Below are 18,523 nucleotides of genomic sequence, written 5' to 3'. Positions count from 1 at the left end.
CGCGGTGCTAATTTGGCGAAATGGCCCGCCCGTTCGGATCGCTAGCCCGTTCATCCCAGCTCAAGCGGCTGCGCGAGCTCGCTTTCCCCACCCTCGAACGCCACGGCATCGAAACGCGCGGATTGCGGCTCGTGCAGTACGAGGACAACGCGGTCTTCCTGGTCGACGCCGGTTCCGCGAAGTACGTCCTGCGCATGTCCGTGCGGCAGGGCCGGAGCCCGCAGGAACAGCGCTCGGAACTGGATTGGCTCGATGCGATCGCGTCGGAAAAGGCAGTGCTGGTACCGAAATCCGCGGGGGAGGAGCGGGTGATCACGCAGTCGCTCGCCGGCTGGCCGGAGCCGGTGACGTCGGTCGTGTTCGAGTGGATTCCGGGGACGACGGCGCCGTCGTATTCGGTCCCGGGGGTCGCCGAGCAACTCGGCCGCCTCACCGCGAGCCTGCACGACCACGCGCACCGGTACCGCCCGCCCGCGGAATTCGCTCGGCCGTCCTGGGATTTCGACGACGTGTTCACCGGTGGCGCCGCGCTGGCGGACCCGAAGGCGCGCGACCGCCTCGACCGGACGGAGCTGGACCTGCTGGACCGGGTGTCGGCGAGGGTCCGCGACCGGATGCCCGATCGCATCCCGGCGGACTGGGGGCTGAGCCACGCCGACCTCCACCGCGGCAACCTGGTCCGCACGCCGGGCGGCGACACGGCGGTCATCGACTTCGACGACTGCGGCTGGGGCTACTACGCCCTCGACATCGCCACGGTGCTCTCCTCCGTGCTGCGCGTCTGCGACGCGCCGTCCTACGGCCGGTTCGCGGCGGGATACCTGCGCGGATATCGCGCGGTGCGCGAGCTGCCGCCGGCGATGGCCCGGTTCGACGAGTTCCTCGTCATGCGCGACGTGATCATCCTGAACTTCGTGCTGAGCTCGGCGAACGAGGCGGTCCTGAGCTGGGGACCCGGCCGGGCGAAGGGGATCTTCGACCTGATGCGGACCTACGCGGAAACCGGCGAATACGCCGGTCACCTGGACCTCGCCTGCTAGAGGATCGATTCCTGACGGTCACAGGCGGTGATCGTCTTGGCATGCCTCGAAGTCCTTGCCGGCGAGGATCATGGACGCCCTTCGCCCTTGTGCGGCGCACAGTCCAGCCGGGACTTCAGCCCCGATCGGCTAGGCGAGCTTTTCGGCGACCGAGCGGATCCACTCCTCCGACCACGCGAGCTCACCGGACCGGAGCGCCGCCAGCACGCCCTCGACCCATTTCAGCTCCGCCTCGCGGACCGCGATCGAGTATTCCTCGTCCAGGAGGAACAGCCGCGGCAGCTCCGGCGCGGCCCGGAGGGCCTCGCGGTCGGCCGCCAGCGAGGTCGCCAGGTCGGCCGCCCGCTTCGCCAGCCCGGCCGTCACGTCCTCCGGAGTCAGGACCATGAGGGTGGCGAGCGCGGCCGGGAACTCCGGGAACTCGCGGGCCGGGCTCGCGAGCATCTCGGCGGTCCAGGTGCGCAGTGCGTCCCGGCCGGCGTCGGTGATCTCGTAAACCGTGCGTTCCGGCCTGCGCTCGTCGCGGGCGGTCTCCCGGACGGCGATGAGCTCGGCACGAAGCAGGCGGTCGATCGTCTGGTAGACGCTGTTGCGTTGCGCCACGTTCGTCATCGGCGGCGGCGTGGCAGGGCCGGTCACGGCGATGGCGCTCCAGAAGTCCGGCATCGACGCGACCGTCTACGAGGCGTACGACCGCGGCGCGGATGGCGTCGGCGCGTTCCTGACCCTGGCGGTCAACGGCATCGCCGCGCTCGGCACGCTCGACCTGCACGCGATCGTGCGCGACAAGGGATTCGCGACCACGAAGATGTCCATCGGCATGGGCGGGAAGAGACCCATGGCGGAGTTCGGCTTCGGCGCAGCGCTACCCGACGGGACCGGCACGCAGACCATCACCCGCGCCGCGCTGTACAGCTCGTTGCGGGACGAGGCCGTGCGGCGCGGCATACCGATCGAGTACGGCAAGCGGCTGGTGGCGGCGACGCCGGCAACGGATGGCGTGACCGCCACCTTCGCCGACGGCAGCACCGCGCACGCCGACCTGCTCATCGGCGCCGACGGCCTGCGTTCGACCGTCCGCACGATCATCGACCCGAACGCGCCGGCGCCGAGGTACGTACCGCTGCTCAACACCGGCGGCTATGCCAGAGGACTGCGGCTCGACGCCGAGCCCGGCGAGATGCACATGGTCTTCGGGCGTGGCTGCTTCTACTGCTACCTCGTCCACCCCGGCGGCGACGTGTGGTGGTTCGCCAATCCGCGCCAGCCGAAGGAGTTGCCGAAGGAAGAGCTGGCCGCCGTCAGCGAGGACCAGTGGCGTGCCAAACTGCTCGACCTGTTCACCGAGGACGACGGCCCCGCCCGCGACCTCGTCACCGCGAGCGACGAGCTCTTCGCGGGCTGGAACACCTACGACTTCCCGAAGGTGCCGACCTGGCACCGCGGCCGGATGATCATCATCGGCGACGCGGCACACGCCACCTCGCCGGCATCGGGCCAGGGCGCGTCGATGGCGATCGAAGACGCGGTCACGCTCGCGAAGTGCCTGCGCGACGCGGACGGCGTACCCGCCGCCTTCACCGCGTACGAGTCACTGCGCCGTACCCGGGTGGAACGTGTTGTAGCGCAAGGGAAGCGCAACGGCGACGGCAAGACGCTCGGCCCCGTGATGCGGCACGTGCTGCCGCTGATCTTCAAACTGCACAAGCCGAACCCGGAGTCCATGGACTGGATGTACGGTCACCGCATCGACTGGGACTCACCGGTGACGTCCGCGCGGTGACCCCGGCAGTCCCGGCGAGTCGGCCATGGCCGACCGATCATCTGGTGCGCGAGCCGGCGGCGTGTCGCGGACGGCGCTCGACCGATCCTTGACGCGAATCCGCGAGTAAAACCGCCGTCGAGCGGAACCTGGGAGGAGAAGCATGGAGATCGGGCTGAAACGGCTGATCGACGAGGATCTGGCCGCGCACGTCGAGGAGAGCAGGAAGTTCAACGCCGCCTCGCGGGCCGCCGCCGCTGGCCAGCCGATGCCCGATCCGGCCACGCCCGAGGGCCTGCGGCAGATCCGCGAGCGGCTGGCCTCCACCGCCCAGTCCGGCGGCAAGGCCGTCGACCGCCTCGCCGAAGCCGGTGGGCGCCAGGTCCCGGTGCGCATCACCGTTCCCGAGGGAGACGAAGTCCGGGGCGTCTTCCTCGACATCCACGGCGGGGGTTTCTACCTCGGATCGGCGGCCTGGGGCGATGGCCGCAATGCCCGCCTGGCCGAGGCCCTCGGCGTGGCCGTCGTGAGCGTCGACTACCGGCTGGCGCCCGAGCACCCGTGGCCCGCGGCTCCCGACGACTGCGAAACCGCCGCCCGTTGGCTCGTGGAACACGCCGAATCCCTGTTCGGCACGGGAAAACTGGCGATCGGCGGAGCGTCGGCGGGAGCCAACCTGACCGTGGTCACCCTGCTCCGCCTGCGGTCCCTGGGCCTGGCCGAGCGGTTCGCCGGTGCGGCCCTGCTTTACGGGGCCTACGACCTGAGCGGGCGATCTCCGGGCGGCCGGCTGATCGCCGACGAGTTCTTCATCCGGGCGTACGCGGGTCACGTCGCCGACCGGACCGACCCCGGCATCTCCCCGCTCTACGGCGATCTCGCCGGCCTGCCACCGGCCCTGCTGGTCGTGGGCGGCCTGGACAAGGCCCTCGAGGACAACCTGGCGATGGCGGCCCGGCTGTCCGCCGCGGGCGGCGACGTGGACGTCCGGGTGTACCCCGAGTCCGTGCAAGGCTTCATCTCCTTCCCGACCGCGATGGCCGCCGCCGCCGTTCGGGATGTCGAGTCGTGGCTCGGTGACCGGCTGGCCGAGGAGTAGGCCGTGCCTCAGGAAGAGGGCCGGGATTCGTCGAGCAAGCCCAGGTAGCGGCTGAGGTGGGTGGCCGCGTCGAGCATGGCGCGGCCCTGCGCCGTGAGCTTCCGCTGCCAGTCGGCCAGGGCGCGGGACAGCGCCTCGGTGCCGCCGGCGGTCCGGATCTGCTGGACCACGGTGGAGATGTGCTCCAGCGGGTAGCCACCGCGCCGGAGCAGGTGGGCGAGCTCTGCGTCGCGGATGTCGCCCGCGCGGTAGCGGCGGTATCCGGTGGCCGGGTCTCGCGCGGGGACGAGGATGCCGGCGTCCTCCCAGTTGCGCAGGGTCGCGGGCGTGACGCGGAGCCGGTGCGCGAGTTCGCCGATGTTCAGCGGCACGGCGGCTTCCGGCCGGTCTGGGGCGGTATCGGGCTCCGCCGTCAGGTGATCCACCGCTTTCCGCACCGCATCGAGGGTTTCGCGGTCGCGGAGCAGCTGGCCGTGGCCGCGATCGATGATCAGCAGGGCGTTGTCGAGCGCGTCGTCGTGGAGCGCGTTCATGATCCGGCCGCCGGCCGCGTGGCCGTACGCCGAGGCGAGGGCGAGGTAGGCGCGCAGGGCCGCCGCGTGCAGCTCGGTGTAGACCCGGTAGCCGCTGTGCGTGCGCTCGGCGGGCGGGAGGAACCCGTCCCGCTCGTAGTTGCGCACCGCCTGGGTCGAGATGCCGTGCTCGCGCGCGAGGTCGGCTGGTCGCAAGTTTCTCACTGGGTTGAGACTTTACCGTATGAATCCGGGATAGTGCCGTCGAAAGTATCAACCGGGATTTCTAAGATATGATTCAGGCACATGAGTCAGGACATCAACGACTTCGTGACCCCGCCGTGCGACCTGCTGGCCTTCGGCGAGCCGGCGCACCTGGAACAGGCCTTCGGGCGGCTCCGCAACCAGCTGTTCGCCCAGCTGGCCGACCGGGGCTTCCGGTCGATCGCGCTCGAGACCGATCGCGTGGCCGCGCGACTACGTCCAGGGAGGAGCGGGCACCCTCGACGCGGCGATGAGCGAGGGTTTCTCCCACGGCTTCGGGGAATTCGACACCAACCGGCGGCTGGTCGCCTGGATGCGCGAGTACAACGAGAGCCGCCCCGCGGAACAACGACTCGTCTTCCACGGCTTCGACGCCGCCATGGAGATGATGAGCGCGCCCAGCCCGCGCAGCTACCTCGAATTCGCCCGCGACCACCTGGGAATCGACCTCGGCCTCGCGGGCCTCGTCGGTGACGACGAGCGGTGGAGCCGCACGGAGGCGATCCTGGACCCGGCCATGTCGGTCGGCGCCACCGCCGAGGCGGAGACGCTGCGATCGATCGCCGACGACATGCTCACCGCGTTCTACGTGCGCGCACCGGAACTGATCGCGGCGACATCGCGCGCCGAGTGGATCAGGGCCAAGGCGCACCTCACCGCCGGTCTCGGCCTGCTGCGGTACCACAGGCAGTCGGCGAAGCGCCTCGAGCAGAGCGCGCGGGTCGCCGGCCTGTCCGCCATCCGGGATGCGCTCATGGCCCAGAACCTCCTGGAGATCCGGGACATCGAGGCCCGCCGCGGCGCGACGCTGGTCTTCGCGCACAACCTGCACCTGAAGCGGGGCCCGAGCTACATGCGCTTGGGAGACATGGACATCAACTGGTCCGGGGCCGGCGCCATCCTCGCTTCGCTGCTCGGCGAGCAGTGCGGGCAGCCTGGGCCGCAGCGCCGCCATCGACCTCGGAGAGCCCGAGCCGGACACCCACGAGGGCATCCTGCAGAGCCGCATCACCACATGGGGGCTGACGAAGGCCGCCTCGGTCACGGCGGCCCGCACGCGCACCGACACCACGCCGGAGCAAGGCTACTTCCCCCTCGACGAGGCGATCCTCGGCGCGGCTGACGCGATCTTGCACATCGCCGACGGCGCGATCCCGGGGTGACGTGACCGGAGCTGCGGGTGGCGGGTGGGCCGCCCCCCGCAGCCCAGTGCTGCCGTTCGCGGGATTGCCGTGCGATGATCCACGTCGCTACTATCCACCAAAACGGTTTTGATGGTTACGTCGAGGTGCGTTTGAGATGACCGACCGACTCGCCGAGCACGCGCCCCCGGAGCCCCGCGATCGCAGTGCGCACAACACGCTGGTCCTGGTGGTGTTCACCGCGATCACCAACCTGGCCGACGGCGTGATCAAGATGGCGTTGCCGCTGATCGCGACGACGCTGACGGACTCGCCCGCCGCGGTGGCGGCGGTGTCGATGACGCTGACGCTCCCGTGGCTGCTGACGGCGCTGCACGTGGGCGTGCTGGTCGACCGGTTCGACCGACGGAAACTGTTGTGGCTGGCCAACTCGCTGCGCCTGCTGGCGCTCGCCGCGCTGCTGTTCGGCCAGTTCTCCGGCGCGATCAGCCTGCCGCTGCTGCTGGTCGGCGGGGCGGTGCTGGGCATCGCGGAAGTGGTCGCGCTGACCTCGGCGATGGCATTGACGCCGACGGCGGTCGGCCCGCGCTGGCGGGAACGGGCCAACGCCTGGATCACCGGCGCGGAAACGGTCTGCAACGAGTTCTGCGGCCCGTTCGTCGGCGGCCTGCTGCTCGCCGCCGGAAGCGCCTTCGCGCTCGGCGCCACCGCCGCCGGGTACGTGCTGAGCACGGTCTTGCTGGTGTTCCTCGTCGGCCGGTTCCGCGTGCCGCGGACGGCCGGGCGGGAACCGGCGAGCGTGAGCCGCCAGATCGGCAGCGGCCTGCGGTACCTGTGGCGGCAGCGCCTGCTGCGGCTGATGGCCCTGGTCCTGACCGTGCTGTGCTCCTGCTGGGGAGCGTGGCTGGCGCTGATGCCGCTGATGGCGACCACGGTGCTGCGCCTGGACGCCCGCGAGTACGGGGTGCTGCTGAGCGCGCTCGGCATCGGCGGCCTGGTCGGCGCGCTGACGGTCACCGCGGTGAACCGGCTCATCGGCCGCCGGTGGGCCCTGTTCGCCGACCTCGTCGGCACCCTCGCGATGGTGGCGGCGCCGGTGCTGACCACGAACCTGTGGATCTTGGCCGCGGGCGCGTTCCTGGGAGGCATGGGCGGCACGTTGTGGGCGGTCAACGCGCGCACCATCGCGCAATACCTGGTGGCCCCGGAGATGATGGGCCGCTACAGCGCGGCGGCGCGGCTGTTCAGCTGGGGCGCGATGCCGGTCGGCGCCGGAGTGGGCGGGCTGCTCGCGGAGTTCGCCGGCATGCGCGCGGCCTTCGCCGTGTTCGCCCTGGCGGTCCTGATCACCATGCCGGTGTTCCTGCGCTCGGTGACCCCGCAGGTCCTGGCCGGCGTCGAGGAGGCCAAGCGGCGCCAGCTCGCGGAAGTCGTTTCCTGACGCGCGGAACGAGGCTTCCCGCCGCAATTCCCGTTGGAATCGAACCTTCGGTCTCAACGAGCGTTTTCCATCCTCTGTGCGGAATTCCTGTGTCTCTGGGTCGTGAGTGTCTGTGGCTGCTATGGCGACCACAGGCACTCACGACGGAAATTGCGGACCGCTCTGTGCCGCGCGAAGACGTCCGACAGGTCGGTCCCGGCGACTTGCCCCGCGTTCGGCGCGTACTGGGCGGCCAGCCTGCTCGGTGCTTCCGGCGGCGCGTAAACGGGTAGACGGTGCTGCTTCGGGTCGTAGGGCTGGTTCGGCCGGTACCGCAGGTGCACCACCAGCGGGGCGAAGTCCGCGCAGTGGTCGGGATGCAGGTGCGTCGGGAACAGGGCGTTGATGTCGAACGGGTCGATCCACTCCTGCAGCGGCCCCAGCGTTCCGTTCCCCAGCTCGATCACGATCCGGCTGTCGCCGGAACTCAGCAGGTATCCGGGCGACTGCGATTCCGGCGACGGTGCGCTGCCGGAACAGCCGACGACGGTCAACTCCACGGGATCACCTCACGAGCGGTTCCGCGCCGATGACCGGCGCATCGGTCGACTGGCCGCGGTACCCGGGCGAAGTGGCCGGTGCGGCCAGGAATTCACGGCGCCGAGCATCGGATTCGGCGCGGGCCGCCGCCCGCCGAGAACCGGAACGGTCGACGCTCGCGCGCACCCCGGTCGTGGCGACCACGGCCCCCGTTCGGGTGCGGTGGCCGCCTGCGCGATGATCGGGAGGTGGATGCCAACGCCCCGGACGGCCGTGCCGGTATCGACGCCGCCCTCGTGGCACGCCTCATCGATGCGCAGTTCCCGCAGTGGAGCGGCCTGCCCGTGACGCCGGTGGAGGTCGACGGCTGGGACAACCGGACCTACCGGCTCGGCGCGGACATGACGGTGCGGCTGCCCACCGCCGCCGGCTACGTTCCCGCGATCGCCAAGGAAACCCGCTGGCTGCCGCGGCTGGCGCCGTCGCTGCCGGTCGCCGTGCCGCCGATCCTGGCGGAGGGAGCCCCTGGCGAGGGCTACCCGTTCCCGTGGTCGGTGCGCGGGTGGTTGCCCGGTGAAACAGCCGATCGGGGCCGCATCGACGACATGTCGCGGTTCGCCGCTTCGCTGGCGGAGTTCATCAAGGCCCTCCAGCGCTGCGACGCCACCGGAGGCCCGCTCGCCGGGGCCCACAGCTTCTACCGGGGCGCTCCGGTGCGCCACTACGACGAGGAAACCCGCCGCTGCCTGGGGATCCTCGGCGGGCGCGTCGACTCGGCCCGGGCCGCCGCCGTCTGGGACGCCGCCCTGGCGACAGAATGGCGCGACGAGCCCGTCTGGTTCCACGGCGACATCGCCTACGGGAACCTGCTGGTGGACAACGGGAATCTCGCGGCCATGATCGACTTCGGGACCTCGGGCGTCGGCGACCCGGCCTGCGACCTGGTGATCGCGTGGACGTTCTTCTCCGGCGAGAGCCGCCGGACGTTCCGCGACGAGGTCGGCCACGACGAGGCGACCTGGGCGCGGGCCAGGGGCTGGGCCCTGTGGAAGGCCCTGCTGACGCTCACGGGGTGCATCGACGAGGACCCGGAAGGAGCCGCCGTCCAACGGCTCGTGATCGACGAAGTCCTCGCCGACCACGACCTCTTCCACGGCTGACCGTCTCTTGTGGACTGCGATGGGGAGTGCACGAACAGCGGGCATGATCTGCCGATCAACACCACCGTGCCGTCCTAGCGGGTAGGTTGCGGCGTGCGGTGGGTGCGATCCAGGGGATTCGCCCGCCGCTGCACCCGGTGTTCGCCGAGCCGCGGAGGGAAAGGTGGCCGAAGACATGCGCCCGGCCGACGATGCCGTTCTCGCGGAAGAGGAACAGGACGTCGCGGCCGAGCACGACGAGAAGCCGCAGCCGGTCTTCCGTAAACTCGAGGAGTTCGTCGTCCACCGGTTGCTGCCGATGTACTGCCGACCGCTGGGCGACTACCGGTGGTGCGCGCAGTGGTGGAAGCACTCCGAAGCCGTCTCGCGGTTCCACGCGCTGTGGCACGCCTGGGAGGTGCTGCGGTACGAACCGGGGACGGGCATGGCCGTGTGGTACCGCGATCATCTCGATCCGCACCTGGAGGTCCTGCTCTCCAGCAAGGGCCCGTTCAGCGCGTGCAGCCCGGAGCACCACCAGGATCCCGTGCCGCTGCCTTCCGTTCCGGCTCCCGAGGGCTGGTTCGAGGACGAGTGGTGAAGAACGAGTACCGCAACCAAGCGCGCGACGTGCACGGCAACGTCGTGCAGGTCGGCGTGCACTACGGCGACATCGTGATCAACGGTGGCAGCCGGCCGGTGTCCTCGCCCGCCGAGCTGCCGCTGACCGGGGAATGCGATCCGTTCCTCGCCGGGGTGCACCGCGCTCGCCCGGACCGGGACGGCGGCGTCCTGCCGCCCTACGTCGCCCGGGACGCCGACGAGGAGTTGCGGACGCGGGTCGGCGAGGCCGACGAGAACGGCGGGCTGGTGCTGGTCGTGGGCCCGTCCACGGTGGGGAAGACGCGCGCGGCGTTGGAGGCGGTCCAGCGGGTGTTGCCCCGGCACCGGATCCTCGCGCCGGATCCGGGATCCGACCTGCGACGACTTCCCGAGCTGGTGGACCGGAAAACGCCGCGGTGGGTGCTGTGGCTCGACGACCTGGAAGGACACCTGGGAGGCGCGGGGTTGAGCCCGGAGCTGCTCGACTGGCTCACCCGTTCCCGGATACCCGTGGTCGCCACCATGCGGTCGCGCTTCTACCGCGAGCTCCGGCCCGGGCCGCGGCGGGGAGATCTGCGGCGCGGCGAGCACCTGCTGGGCATGCGGGTGCTGAACTCGGCGCAGCCCGTCCTGTTGGAGCGCGCCTGGTCCGACGGCGAGCTGGCCCGCGCGACCGCCACCGGCGATGACCGCCTGCGGGAAGCTCGCGCCCGGTTCCGCGTCTTCGGCGTCACCGAGTACCTCGCGGCCGGCCCGGAACTGCTGACGGCGTGGCGCGAGGCGCGGATTCCCACCGCCGATGCGGGACATCCCCGCGGCCACGCCCTGGTCGCCGCGGCGGTCGACCTGGCCCGCACCGGGCTGACCTCGCCGGTTCCGCGACAGCTGCTGGACGAGCTGCACACCGGCTACCTGCTGGACGCCGCCCTGCTGCGCCCGGAAAGCCTGGCCGAGGCGTGGGAATGGGCGATCGAGCAGCGGCTCGGGGTCGCCAGCCTGCTCGTCCCGGGCGACGTCGAGCAGACGACGTGGCGGGCCTTCGACTACCTCGCCGATGCCGCGGACGCGAACGTCGTGGACGTGCCCGACGCCGTGTGGCGCGGTGCCCTCGACCACGCTTCCGACGACGAGCGGTGGATGATCGGGCGCGCGGCCTACGGCGCGAATCGTTGGGACGTGGCCGAATTCGCGTGGTGGCCGCTGGCGGAGCGGGGCGAGAGCCGCGCGATGAACAACCTCGGCATCCTGCTCGAGAACCGCGGCGACCACGAGGCCGCGGCGAAGTGGATCGACCGGGCGGCCGACGCCGAGAGCGACGTGGCGATGTTCAAGGTGGCGATGCGGCTGCGGCGGGAGAGCCCGGGGCGGTTCAGCCTCGTCAGCGCCGAGTACTGGCTGCGCCGGGCGGCCGAGGCCGGGCACGTGCCCGCCATGTACGAGCTGGCGCGCGTCCTCGATTCCGGCGCCTCCACGTGGAAAGCCTTCTCCATGCTCTCGCCGGGACGGGCGGAGGAGCGGCTGGACGAGGCCGAGATGTGGTTCCGGCGGGCGGCCGAGGCGGGCGACGCCCGGGCCGTCGCGGGCCTGGCGGAACTGCTGCTCGACGCGGGTCGGCTGGACGAGGCCGAGACGTGGTTCCAGCGGTTCGCGGGCGCGGGAAACCCGGACGGCTTGTACCGGCTCGCGGTCGTGGCCATGCGCCGCGGCGATTCGCCCGCGGTGGAATCGGCGCTGCGAGATGCCGCCGGCGCGGGACACGCGCGGGCCGGTTACGAGCTCGCCGGGCTGCTCAGGCGACGCGGCGAGTTCGGCGAAGCGGACCGCCTGACCACCCGGGCGATCCGCCACGAAACCCGCGCGGTGAGCGACTCGATCTCCGCGCACATCCGAAACCGCTGAACCCGGGAGTGGTGCTGGTGTTGTTCGAAGTTTTGGGACCGGTGCGCCTGGCGCGTGGCGGCGGTGCGGCGGTCGCGGTGCCCGGCGAGTTGCGCCGTCGGCTGCTGGCGATGCTGTTGGCGCGAGCCAACGAGCCGGTCTCTGCGGACGCGCTGGTCCGGGCGTTGTGGCCCGACGGGGCCGCCGCCGACCGGCGCGCCCGGCTCCAGCTCCAGGTCCACCGGCTGCGGGGCCTGCTGGACGATCCGGGGCGGTTGGAGTTCGGCCCGGACGGCTACTGGCTGCGGGTGCTTCCCGGTGAGCTGGACGCCGACCGGTTCGGCGCGCTGCTGGACGAAGCGGAGCGCTCCGACGATCCGCGGCGCGGCGCGGCGCTGATCCGCGAATCGTTGGCGCTGTGGCGAGGCGAGCCGTACCAGGGCGTGGACGTCGCGGATCTGCACGGCGAGGTGCAGCGGCTCGTCGAGCGCAGGCTGGCGGCGTTCGAGGAGCTGTACGCCGCCGAGATCCGTTGCGACCGGCATGCCGCGATCGTCGGTGAGCTCGCCGACCTCGCCGGACGGCATCCGCTGCGGGAACGGCTGCACGCGCTGCTGATGACGGCCCTGTACCGGGGAGGGCGGCAGGCCGACGCCTTGGCGGTCTACCGGGACGCGCGAAAGCTCTTGGTGTCGGAGCTCGGGATAGAGCCGGGGCCGCAGCTGCGATCGTTGGAAGCGACGATCCTGGCCGGACGGCCGCTGGAGCCGGACCCCGGGCCCGCCCGCGCCGACCCGGCGCCGGTGAGCGCGCACCGGCAACTTCCCGCTGATATCAGGGACTTCTGCGGTCGCCGGGAACAGCTGCGGATTCTGCGCGAGGAGTTGTCGCCGCCCGGAAGCCCGACGGCCGTGGTGATCCGGTCGATCGAGGGCATGGGCGGGGTGGGGAAGACGCGGCTGGCGCTGCACGCGGCGCACCGGTTGGTGGCCACCGGCCGGTACGCGGACGTCCAGCTGTACGTCGACCTGCACGGGCATGCCGACCGACTGCCCGCGTACCCGGCCGCGGTGCTGGCGTCGTTCCTGCGGCTGCTGGGCGTGCCGGGGGACCAGATCCCGGACGGGCTGGACGAGCGGGCGGCGCTGTACCGCGACCGGCTTTTCGGCAGGAAAGCGCTGGTGTTGCTGGACAACGCGGCGAGCGAGGACCAGGTGCTCCCGCTGCTGCCCGCGAGCCCGGAAAGCCTGGTGCTGATCACGAGCCGACGAGCGTTGGCGGTGGATGGATCCCGCGCGCTGGTGCTCGATGCGTTCACCCGCGGCGAAGCGGAAGAGCTGCTCGTGCGGATGGTCGGCGAAGACCGGGTGCTCGCCGAGCCGGTGGCGGTCGAGCGGGTCGTCGAGCTGTGCGGACGGCTGCCGCTGGCGATCGCGCTGGTCGCCCGCCGCATGCAGTCCCGGCCGCGGTGGTCGTTCGCGGAGCTGGCCGGCCGGCTGGCCGAGCCCGGCAACCGGCTGGCGGAGATCGCGGCCGGAACCCGAAGGCTCCGGCCGGTGTTCGAGCTGTCCTACCGCGCCCTCGCGGCCGACGAGCAGCGGGTTTTCCGGTTGCTGGGGCTGCATCCGGGCGAGGACTTCACCGCCCACTCCGTCGCGGCGCTGGCGGATGTGACGCCCACCGCCGCCCGCCGGATGCTCGATGGCCTGGCGGACGAGCACCTGGTGATCGCCACCGGCGGCGACCGCTACCGCCTGCACGACCTGATCGCCGACTACGCCCGCTCGGTCGTCGAGCAGGAGGACTCCGCCCACCAGCGGCGCGAGGCGACCGGGCGCCTCCTCGACTACTACCTCCACACCGCGGTCGCGGCGATCCAGACCATCCAGCCGCGAAAGGTGCGATTCAGCCTCACCGGCAGCGAACCTGTGCACAGCCCCCTCCTGGAAACGCGCGAACAGGCCGAGACGTGGCTGCGAGCCGAACGCGCCTGCCTCATCGCCGCGGTCGCCTGCGCCGCGGACGGGGGCCGGTCAACGCATGCCTGGCAGCTCGCCAATGCGATGTGGAGCTTCTTCCTGCTCGACACCTACTACGAGGACTGGGCGGAGACCCATCGCATCGGCCTCGCCGCCGCCACCGCCGCCGGCGATCACGAAGGCCAGGCGGTGATGCTCACCTGGCTAGGCGGCGCGTACACGCTTCAGGGCGACTACGACGACGCTCGCGACCTGCTGGAGAAGTCGCTGGCCCTGCAGGAGGGCCACGACGACGATCTGCACATCATCGCCCACTTCTGGCTCGGTCTGCTCCACCACCGCGTCGGCCGGTATCCCGAAGCCGTGCACCACACGCAGCGATCGATGCGAATCGCCGACGCCTTGTTCCCGCACCGCGAGGTGCGGGCCGACCTCAGCGCCCAGTACGTGATCGACGCGAACCGCGACTTCGAACGGGCGGTGGCCGGTTACACGCAGGCCAGGCAGACCGGCGACCTCGCGGAGGAGGGCCGCTTCCTGGCCGATCTGTGCAACGCCTGCCGACAGCTCAACATGCTCACCGACGCGCTGGACTGGGGCGAGCGAGCCGTGGCGATCGCCGGGGAATGCGGATCGGCGGCCCTCGAAGCCCACGCCAGGCGCATCCTCGGCGTCCTCTACGAGGAATTGGGACGCATCCGCGAGGCGCAGGCGGAACGAGCTCGCGCGCTCGCCCTGGAACAGCGGTCGACCTGATCAAGGCCGGGCCGACCGCGGTCTCGGGATTCGTTCCAACTCGCTGCTGTCGCCGCGAAAGCGCGAGGAAAGCGCGGCTTGCGACGATCTTCGGATGCGGGCGGCCGATCGGAGGCAGGGGGCGGGCAATGCCGTCGCCGGGACGTGATCGGCATTTCGGCCACGTCGGTTTCGCCGGAGGCGCACCTGTTCGGAGAACACTGGGGGGACAAGGGGGGTTCAGGTTCGAATCCGGCCGTGCCGACGCAATTGGAGGCCCGCCGATCAGCATGGGAGTGCCGATCGGCGGGCCCTTCGCCGCCGCGCGTGTTCCGCCAAGCCGCCGCAACGGCTCGCGCGGTCCCGGGTTCAGGTGGCGAGCCTCGCTTGCCACCACTCGACGGTCTTCGCGAGCGCTTCCCCGGCCGGGGTGGGCTCCTCCTCGAACGCTTCCGAGTAGGCGCTGGAGTCGATCACGAACGGCGAGTCGAACTGGTAGCGGATCTCGTGCAGTTCGCGAACCAGCGGGGAAACCAGGCCGACCGCTCGCAGCGCCCACCACGGCAGGGCGGACACGCGGGGCGTCGCGAGGCCGGCGATCCGGCACATCTCCTCGACGGCCTGACGCGCCGACATGGGCGGCGCGGTGGGCACGTGCCACGCGCGGCCCCATGCCCGCTCTTCCGCGGCCAGCCGCACCAGGGTGCGCGCGACGTCGGGCGCGTAGGTCCAGCTGTGCGCCGCGTCCGGGTCGCCGAGGACCTGGACGGGACGTCCCCGCAGCAGCTTGGGCACGACGCGCTCGGCCAGGTGACCGCCCGCCGTCACGCCCGGGCCGATGAAGTCGGACGCGCGTGCTTCCGCCACGCGGACGCGCCCCTCCTGGTGACGGGCCAGGGCGTCCCGCCAGACGCGGGCCCGTGCCTCGCCCTTGCGGAATCGGGCGTTCAGCGGGAGATCTTCGGTCATGGGAGCGTTCGTCGGGCCGTACGCGTAGAGGTTGCCGGTGAGGACCAGAACCGCGCCGGTGCGTTCGGCGGCATCGAGCAAGCCGGCCGACAACCGCGGCCAGTCCTGGACCCAGCGGTGGTAGGGCGGGGCGGCGCAGTTGTAGATGGCCGCCGCGCCGGCGCTGGCCTCGGAGAGCCGCTCGGCATCGCCGGCGTCCAGCGCGACGTGCTCGATCGAGCCTTCGGCTGGGCCGCCGGACCGGCTGATCAGGCGAACTCGATGGCCCTGCTGCGCGAGCAGATTCGCGGTGGCGACGCCGATCGGCCCCTTGCCGACCACGACGTGGACGGACATCCGGTCACCTCCCCTTCGACGCCGACGACGCTACCGCCCGGCGGCTCCCGGTGTGCGCGGATCGGGGGCTTCGCCGTGGGTGGGGAAAACTCCTCGGCGCGCTGGTGCCATCGGGTGTCTTCGCGTTGATCCGTTTTCGTGATCGAGTCCGCCTATTCGGCCGATGGCGTCCGGGATACGCTTTCGGCTCAGCGGGAGTGGTTCGGGGCGTTGGAGTGATGTGTGGTGGCCGTGCAGCGGGAAGATCTGGTCCAGGAGCCCAGTGACGCCGTCCTGATCGACGCCGTGCGCGGCGGGGACACCGATGCGTTCGGGGCGTTGTACGAGCGGCACGTCGGCGCGGCTTACACGATGGCGCGGCAGGTCACCAAGTCGCAGGCCGAGGCAGACGACGTGGTGTCCGAGGCGTTCGCGAAGGTGCTCGGGCTGCTGCGGGACGGGCGCGGGCCGACGGACGCCTTCCGGGCCTACCTGCTGACCGCCGTGCGGCACGGCGCCTACGACCGGGCCAACAAGGCGAAGCGCACGCAGGCCGTCGACGACTTCGAGACGGTGCCGAACATCGACATCAGCCAGCCGTTCCGCGACCCGGCCGTGGAGAACGAGGAGCGCTCGCTGATCTCGCAGGCGTTCAACCGGTTGCCGGAGCGCTGGCAGATGGTGCTCTGGCACGTGGAGATCGAGGGCGAATCGCCGTCGAAGGTCGCGCCGATGCTGGGCATGACGGCCAACGGCGTTTCCGCGCTCGCCTACCGGGCCCGCGAGGGCCTGAAGCAGCAGTACCTCCAGGTGCACCTGATGCGCATGGACGCCGAGGCCGTCGAGTGCCGGTCGGCGATCGACCGGCTGGGGTCGTGGACCCGCGAGGGCCTGTCGAAGCGGGAGACGACGCAGGTCAACGAGCACCTGGGCAAGTGCGACCGGTGCGCGGCGCTGGCGGCCGAGCTGATGGAGATCAACGGCGTGCTCAAGGCGTTCATCGCCCCCGTGGTGCTGGGCGGGACCGCGTCGGCCACCGGATATCTCGCGGTCTCGGGCAGCGGGAGCCTGGTCGGCGCCGGGGTGGTCGGCGTGGTGCGGTCGAACCCGCGCAAGAGCATGGCGGTGGGTGGCGCGGTGCTGGCCGCGCTGGCGGCGCTGGGCATCGCGCTGGCGGCGAACCAGGCCGATCCGCCGCCGCTGGCCGCCGCACCGGTCGACCCGGAATCGCCGACCCAGCAGTCGCAGGGCCAGGCCGCAACCCCGCCGCCGGCGGCTCAGCCCAACCCGGCTCCGCCGCCTGCCCCGCCCGCGCCGCCGGCTCCCGGGCAGCAACCGGTGCCCGGGACTCCGATGGAAGACGGCGTGCCGTTGCTCCCGCCGTTGCCGCTGGTGCCGCCGGGTCAGCAGCACATCGCCGACGTCGAAGCGAACCTCCCGCTGCCGCTGCTGAACCGGAGCGTGGCGGTGGATCTCGACGTCGACCGGGACCGGGTCCAGCTGGACGCCGGCGTGACCCCGGGCCGCCCCGGCTAGCGACGCCATCCGGCGCGGCCTCGCTCGGCGATCAGCTCCGCGGGCCCCACTGCGCGCGGAGCGCCTTCTTGTCGATCTTGCCCACCGGGGTTCGCGGGAGTTCCTCGACGACGCGGATCTGCTTGGGCGCCTGCACGGATCCCTTGACGGACTTGACGTGCCGGATCAGTTCGTCGGGCGTGACTTCGTGGCCGGGGCGCAGCACGACGGTGGCGGTGACGGCCTCGCCCCACTTGTCGTCCGCGACGCCGTAGACCGCGGCGACCGAGACCGCGTCGTGCCCGGTGAGCGCGTCTTCGACCTCGCGCGGGAAGACGTTGAAACCACCGCTGACGATCATGTCCTTCTTGCGGTCGACGATGTGCAGGTAGCCGCGGTCGTCCCGGTAGGCGATGTCGCCGGTGTGCAGCCAGTCGCCCTGCAGCGCTTCGGCCGTGACATCGGGCTGGTTGACGTAGCGCTCCATGACCACCGGGCCGCGGACGCAGATCTCGCCGGGCTCGCCGGCCGGCACCTCGTTGCCGTCGTCGCCGCGCACCGTCACCTCGCAGTTGCCGACCGGCATCCCGCAGGAGCCGATCAGCGAGCTGTCGGCGTGGTCGGACTTGCGGAGGTAGGAGATCGGGTAGCACTCGGTCTGCCCGTACAGCTGCGCGAACACCGGGCCGAGGCGTTCGATCCCCTCGCTCAGCAGGCTCGGCGACATCGACGATGCCCCGTACAGCAGCAGCTCCAGCGACGACAGGTCCGTCCGGTCCAGGTCGGGGTGGTCGAGCAGCGCGTAGATCATGGTGGGCACGAACAGCGCGGTGTTGATGCGTTCCCGGGCGATCGTGGCCAGCACCGCATCCGGGTCGAAGCCGTCGAGGAGGTGCACGGTGCCGCCGAGCGCCAGCGTCGGCTCGATGTTGGTGCCGGTGACGTGGCTGATCGGCGCGGTCGCCAGGTATCGCGGCTCGTTCGGGAACTCGAAGTCGCTGAGCAGCACCAGCGACGCCCGCAACGCCGAGGCGTGCCGCCGCAGCACGCCTTTCGGCCGCCCGGTCGTGCCACCGGTGTACTTCAACGTGGACACGTCCTCGCCCGAGGCGACGTCCACCGGGCCGGCGGCGCCGGCCGACTCCGCCGCGGCGAGCAGGTCGACGCCGAAATCCGACGGGCCGAGGCTGAAGACGTGCCGCTCCCGCTCGAACCGGCCGATCAGCTCCGCGGCGCGCTCCGCGAACCGCGGGCAGTCGACGATCAGGGCGTCGGCGGCGGAATCCGCCACCTGGTAGGCCTGATCAGGCGCCGCGCCGAAGGGGTGCAGGTCGGTGACGCCGATCCCGCTCGCCTGTGCGGCGACCTTGGCGCACCACGCCTCGGCGCGGTTGCCGGCCAGCATCGCGATGGTGTTGCCCCGGCCCAAGCCCCGGGCGGAGAACACGGCTTGCAGCCGCCCGATCAGCTCCAGCGCGGCCGCGTAGGACATCGTCCGGCCGTTCCAGGAGAACGCCGTGCGGTCGGGATACCGGCGCAGACTGCGGAAGATGAACGACCCCACGGTCGGTTCGCTGTGCACCAGGTCGGACATCGGCACCATCCATCGTT

The 18,523-nt window shown here is 71.5% G+C and carries 14 protein-coding genes and 1 pseudogene; 10 read left to right on the top strand and 5 right to left on the bottom strand.

Annotated elements, in window-relative coordinates; genetic code table 11:
* Window positions 1–20 precede the first annotated feature (20 nt).
* On the top strand, window positions 21–1,040 hold the full coding sequence (locus AB0H93_RS02980) for a phosphotransferase (RefSeq protein WP_358566445.1): 1,020 nt from the start codon (window positions 21–23) through the stop codon (window positions 1,038–1,040).
* Window positions 1,041–1,169: 129 nt separating this feature from the next.
* Here the strand turns inward: AB0H93_RS02980 and AB0H93_RS02975 are convergent, their stop codons facing one another.
* On the bottom strand, window positions 1,170–1,706 hold the full coding sequence (locus AB0H93_RS02975; protein ID WP_358566442.1) for a PadR family transcriptional regulator: 537 nt from the start codon (window positions 1,704–1,706) through the stop codon (window positions 1,170–1,172).
* On the opposite strand from AB0H93_RS02975, the gene AB0H93_RS02970 reads away from it, so the two are divergent.
* Window positions 1,684–2,823, top strand: coding sequence for an NAD(P)/FAD-dependent oxidoreductase (locus AB0H93_RS02970; RefSeq protein WP_358566439.1), 1,140 nt, complete (start codon window positions 1,684–1,686; stop codon window positions 2,821–2,823). The genes AB0H93_RS02975 and AB0H93_RS02970 overlap by 23 nt on opposite strands.
* Window positions 2,824–2,965: 142 nt before the next feature.
* Complete coding sequence (locus AB0H93_RS02965) at window positions 2,966–3,901, top strand: alpha/beta hydrolase (protein WP_358566436.1); 936 nt, start codon at window positions 2,966–2,968, stop codon at window positions 3,899–3,901.
* An 8-nt stretch (window positions 3,902–3,909) separates the two neighbouring features.
* Here AB0H93_RS02965 and AB0H93_RS02960 read toward each other — a convergent pair whose 3' ends face one another.
* Complete coding sequence (locus AB0H93_RS02960) at window positions 3,910–4,638, bottom strand: TioE family transcriptional regulator (RefSeq protein WP_358566433.1); 729 nt, start codon at window positions 4,636–4,638, stop codon at window positions 3,910–3,912.
* Window positions 4,639–4,719: 81 nt separating this feature from the next.
* Here AB0H93_RS02960 and AB0H93_RS02955 point away from each other — a divergent pair.
* Window positions 4,720–5,840: pseudogene (locus AB0H93_RS02955) on the top strand (erythromycin esterase family protein).
* Window positions 5,841–5,976: 136 nt separating this feature from the next.
* On the top strand, window positions 5,977–7,260 hold the full coding sequence (locus AB0H93_RS02950) for an MFS transporter (protein ID WP_358566430.1): 1,284 nt from the start codon (window positions 5,977–5,979) through the stop codon (window positions 7,258–7,260).
* Between the two features lie 119 nt (window positions 7,261–7,379).
* Here the strand turns inward: AB0H93_RS02950 and AB0H93_RS02945 are convergent, their stop codons facing one another.
* The gene (locus tag AB0H93_RS02945) at window positions 7,380–7,799 is read right to left on the bottom strand and encodes an MBL fold metallo-hydrolase (RefSeq protein WP_358566427.1); all 420 of its coding nucleotides are present in this window, start codon (window positions 7,797–7,799) and stop codon (window positions 7,380–7,382) included.
* A 228-nt stretch (window positions 7,800–8,027) separates the two neighbouring features.
* Between AB0H93_RS02945 and AB0H93_RS02940 the strand changes: the two genes are divergently transcribed.
* From AB0H93_RS02940 to AB0H93_RS02925, 4 genes are all read left to right on the top strand, one after another.
* Window positions 8,028–8,939 (top strand): aminoglycoside phosphotransferase family protein, encoded by a 912-nt coding sequence (locus tag AB0H93_RS02940; protein WP_358566425.1) that lies wholly within the window; start codon window positions 8,028–8,030, stop codon window positions 8,937–8,939.
* A gap of 163 nt (window positions 8,940–9,102) precedes the next feature.
* Entirely contained in the window at window positions 9,103–9,519 is a 417-nt protein-coding gene (locus tag AB0H93_RS02935; RefSeq protein ID WP_358566423.1) for a DUF4913 domain-containing protein, read from the top strand.
* Window positions 9,516–11,420, top strand: coding sequence for a tetratricopeptide repeat protein (locus AB0H93_RS02930; protein ID WP_358566421.1), 1,905 nt, complete (start codon window positions 9,516–9,518; stop codon window positions 11,418–11,420). Before AB0H93_RS02935 ends, AB0H93_RS02930 begins: the two co-directional genes overlap by 4 nt.
* A 17-nt stretch (window positions 11,421–11,437) precedes the next feature.
* Window positions 11,438–14,134 carry a BTAD domain-containing putative transcriptional regulator gene (locus AB0H93_RS02925; RefSeq protein WP_358566418.1) on the top strand — a complete coding sequence of 899 codons (2,697 nt, stop codon included), beginning with the start codon at window positions 11,438–11,440 and terminating at the stop codon, window positions 14,132–14,134.
* A gap of 348 nt (window positions 14,135–14,482) precedes the next feature.
* On the opposite strand, the gene AB0H93_RS02920 is transcribed toward AB0H93_RS02925, so the two are convergent.
* Window positions 14,483–15,418, bottom strand: a complete 936-nt coding sequence (locus tag AB0H93_RS02920; protein ID WP_358566415.1) for an NAD-dependent epimerase/dehydratase family protein — start codon at window positions 15,416–15,418, stop codon at window positions 14,483–14,485.
* A gap of 222 nt (window positions 15,419–15,640) precedes the next feature.
* On the opposite strand from AB0H93_RS02920, the gene AB0H93_RS02915 reads away from it, so the two are divergent.
* Window positions 15,641–16,933, top strand: coding sequence for a sigma-70 family RNA polymerase sigma factor (locus tag AB0H93_RS02915; protein ID WP_358566412.1), 1,293 nt, complete (start codon window positions 15,641–15,643; stop codon window positions 16,931–16,933).
* Window positions 16,934–16,964: 31 nt separating this feature from the next.
* Here AB0H93_RS02915 and AB0H93_RS02910 read toward each other — a convergent pair whose 3' ends face one another.
* Window positions 16,965–18,506, bottom strand: a complete 1,542-nt coding sequence (locus AB0H93_RS02910; protein ID WP_358566409.1) for an AMP-binding protein — start codon at window positions 18,504–18,506, stop codon at window positions 16,965–16,967.
* Window positions 18,507–18,523: the final 17 nt, after the last annotated feature.

The organism is Saccharopolyspora sp. NPDC050642 (assembly GCF_040654735.1).
In the GTDB taxonomy this organism is placed as follows: domain Bacteria; phylum Actinomycetota; class Actinomycetes; order Mycobacteriales; family Pseudonocardiaceae; genus Saccharopolyspora; species Saccharopolyspora elongata.
This window is presented reverse-complemented; position numbering and strand designations above follow the sequence as displayed.

Excerpts from the sequence above, each read along its gene's own strand:
- AB0H93_RS02980 (WP_358566445.1), top strand. The coding sequence starts at position 21 with ATGGCCCGCCCGTTCGGATCGCTAGCCCGTTCATCCCAGCTCAAGCGG.
- AB0H93_RS02970 (WP_358566439.1), top strand. The coding sequence starts at position 1,684 with ATGGCGCTCCAGAAGTCCGGCATCGACGCGACCGTCTACGAGGCGTAC.
- AB0H93_RS02975 (WP_358566442.1), bottom strand. The coding sequence starts at position 1,706 with ATGCCGGACTTCTGGAGCGCCATCGCCGTGACCGGCCCTGCCACGCCG.
- AB0H93_RS02965 (WP_358566436.1), top strand. The coding sequence starts at position 2,966 with ATGGAGATCGGGCTGAAACGGCTGATCGACGAGGATCTGGCCGCGCAC.
- AB0H93_RS02950 (WP_358566430.1), top strand. The coding sequence starts at position 5,977 with ATGACCGACCGACTCGCCGAGCACGCGCCCCCGGAGCCCCGCGATCGC.
- AB0H93_RS02920 (WP_358566415.1), bottom strand. The coding sequence starts at position 15,418 with ATGTCCGTCCACGTCGTGGTCGGCAAGGGGCCGATCGGCGTCGCCACC.
- AB0H93_RS02910 (WP_358566409.1), bottom strand. The coding sequence starts at position 18,506 with ATGTCCGACCTGGTGCACAGCGAACCGACCGTGGGGTCGTTCATCTTC.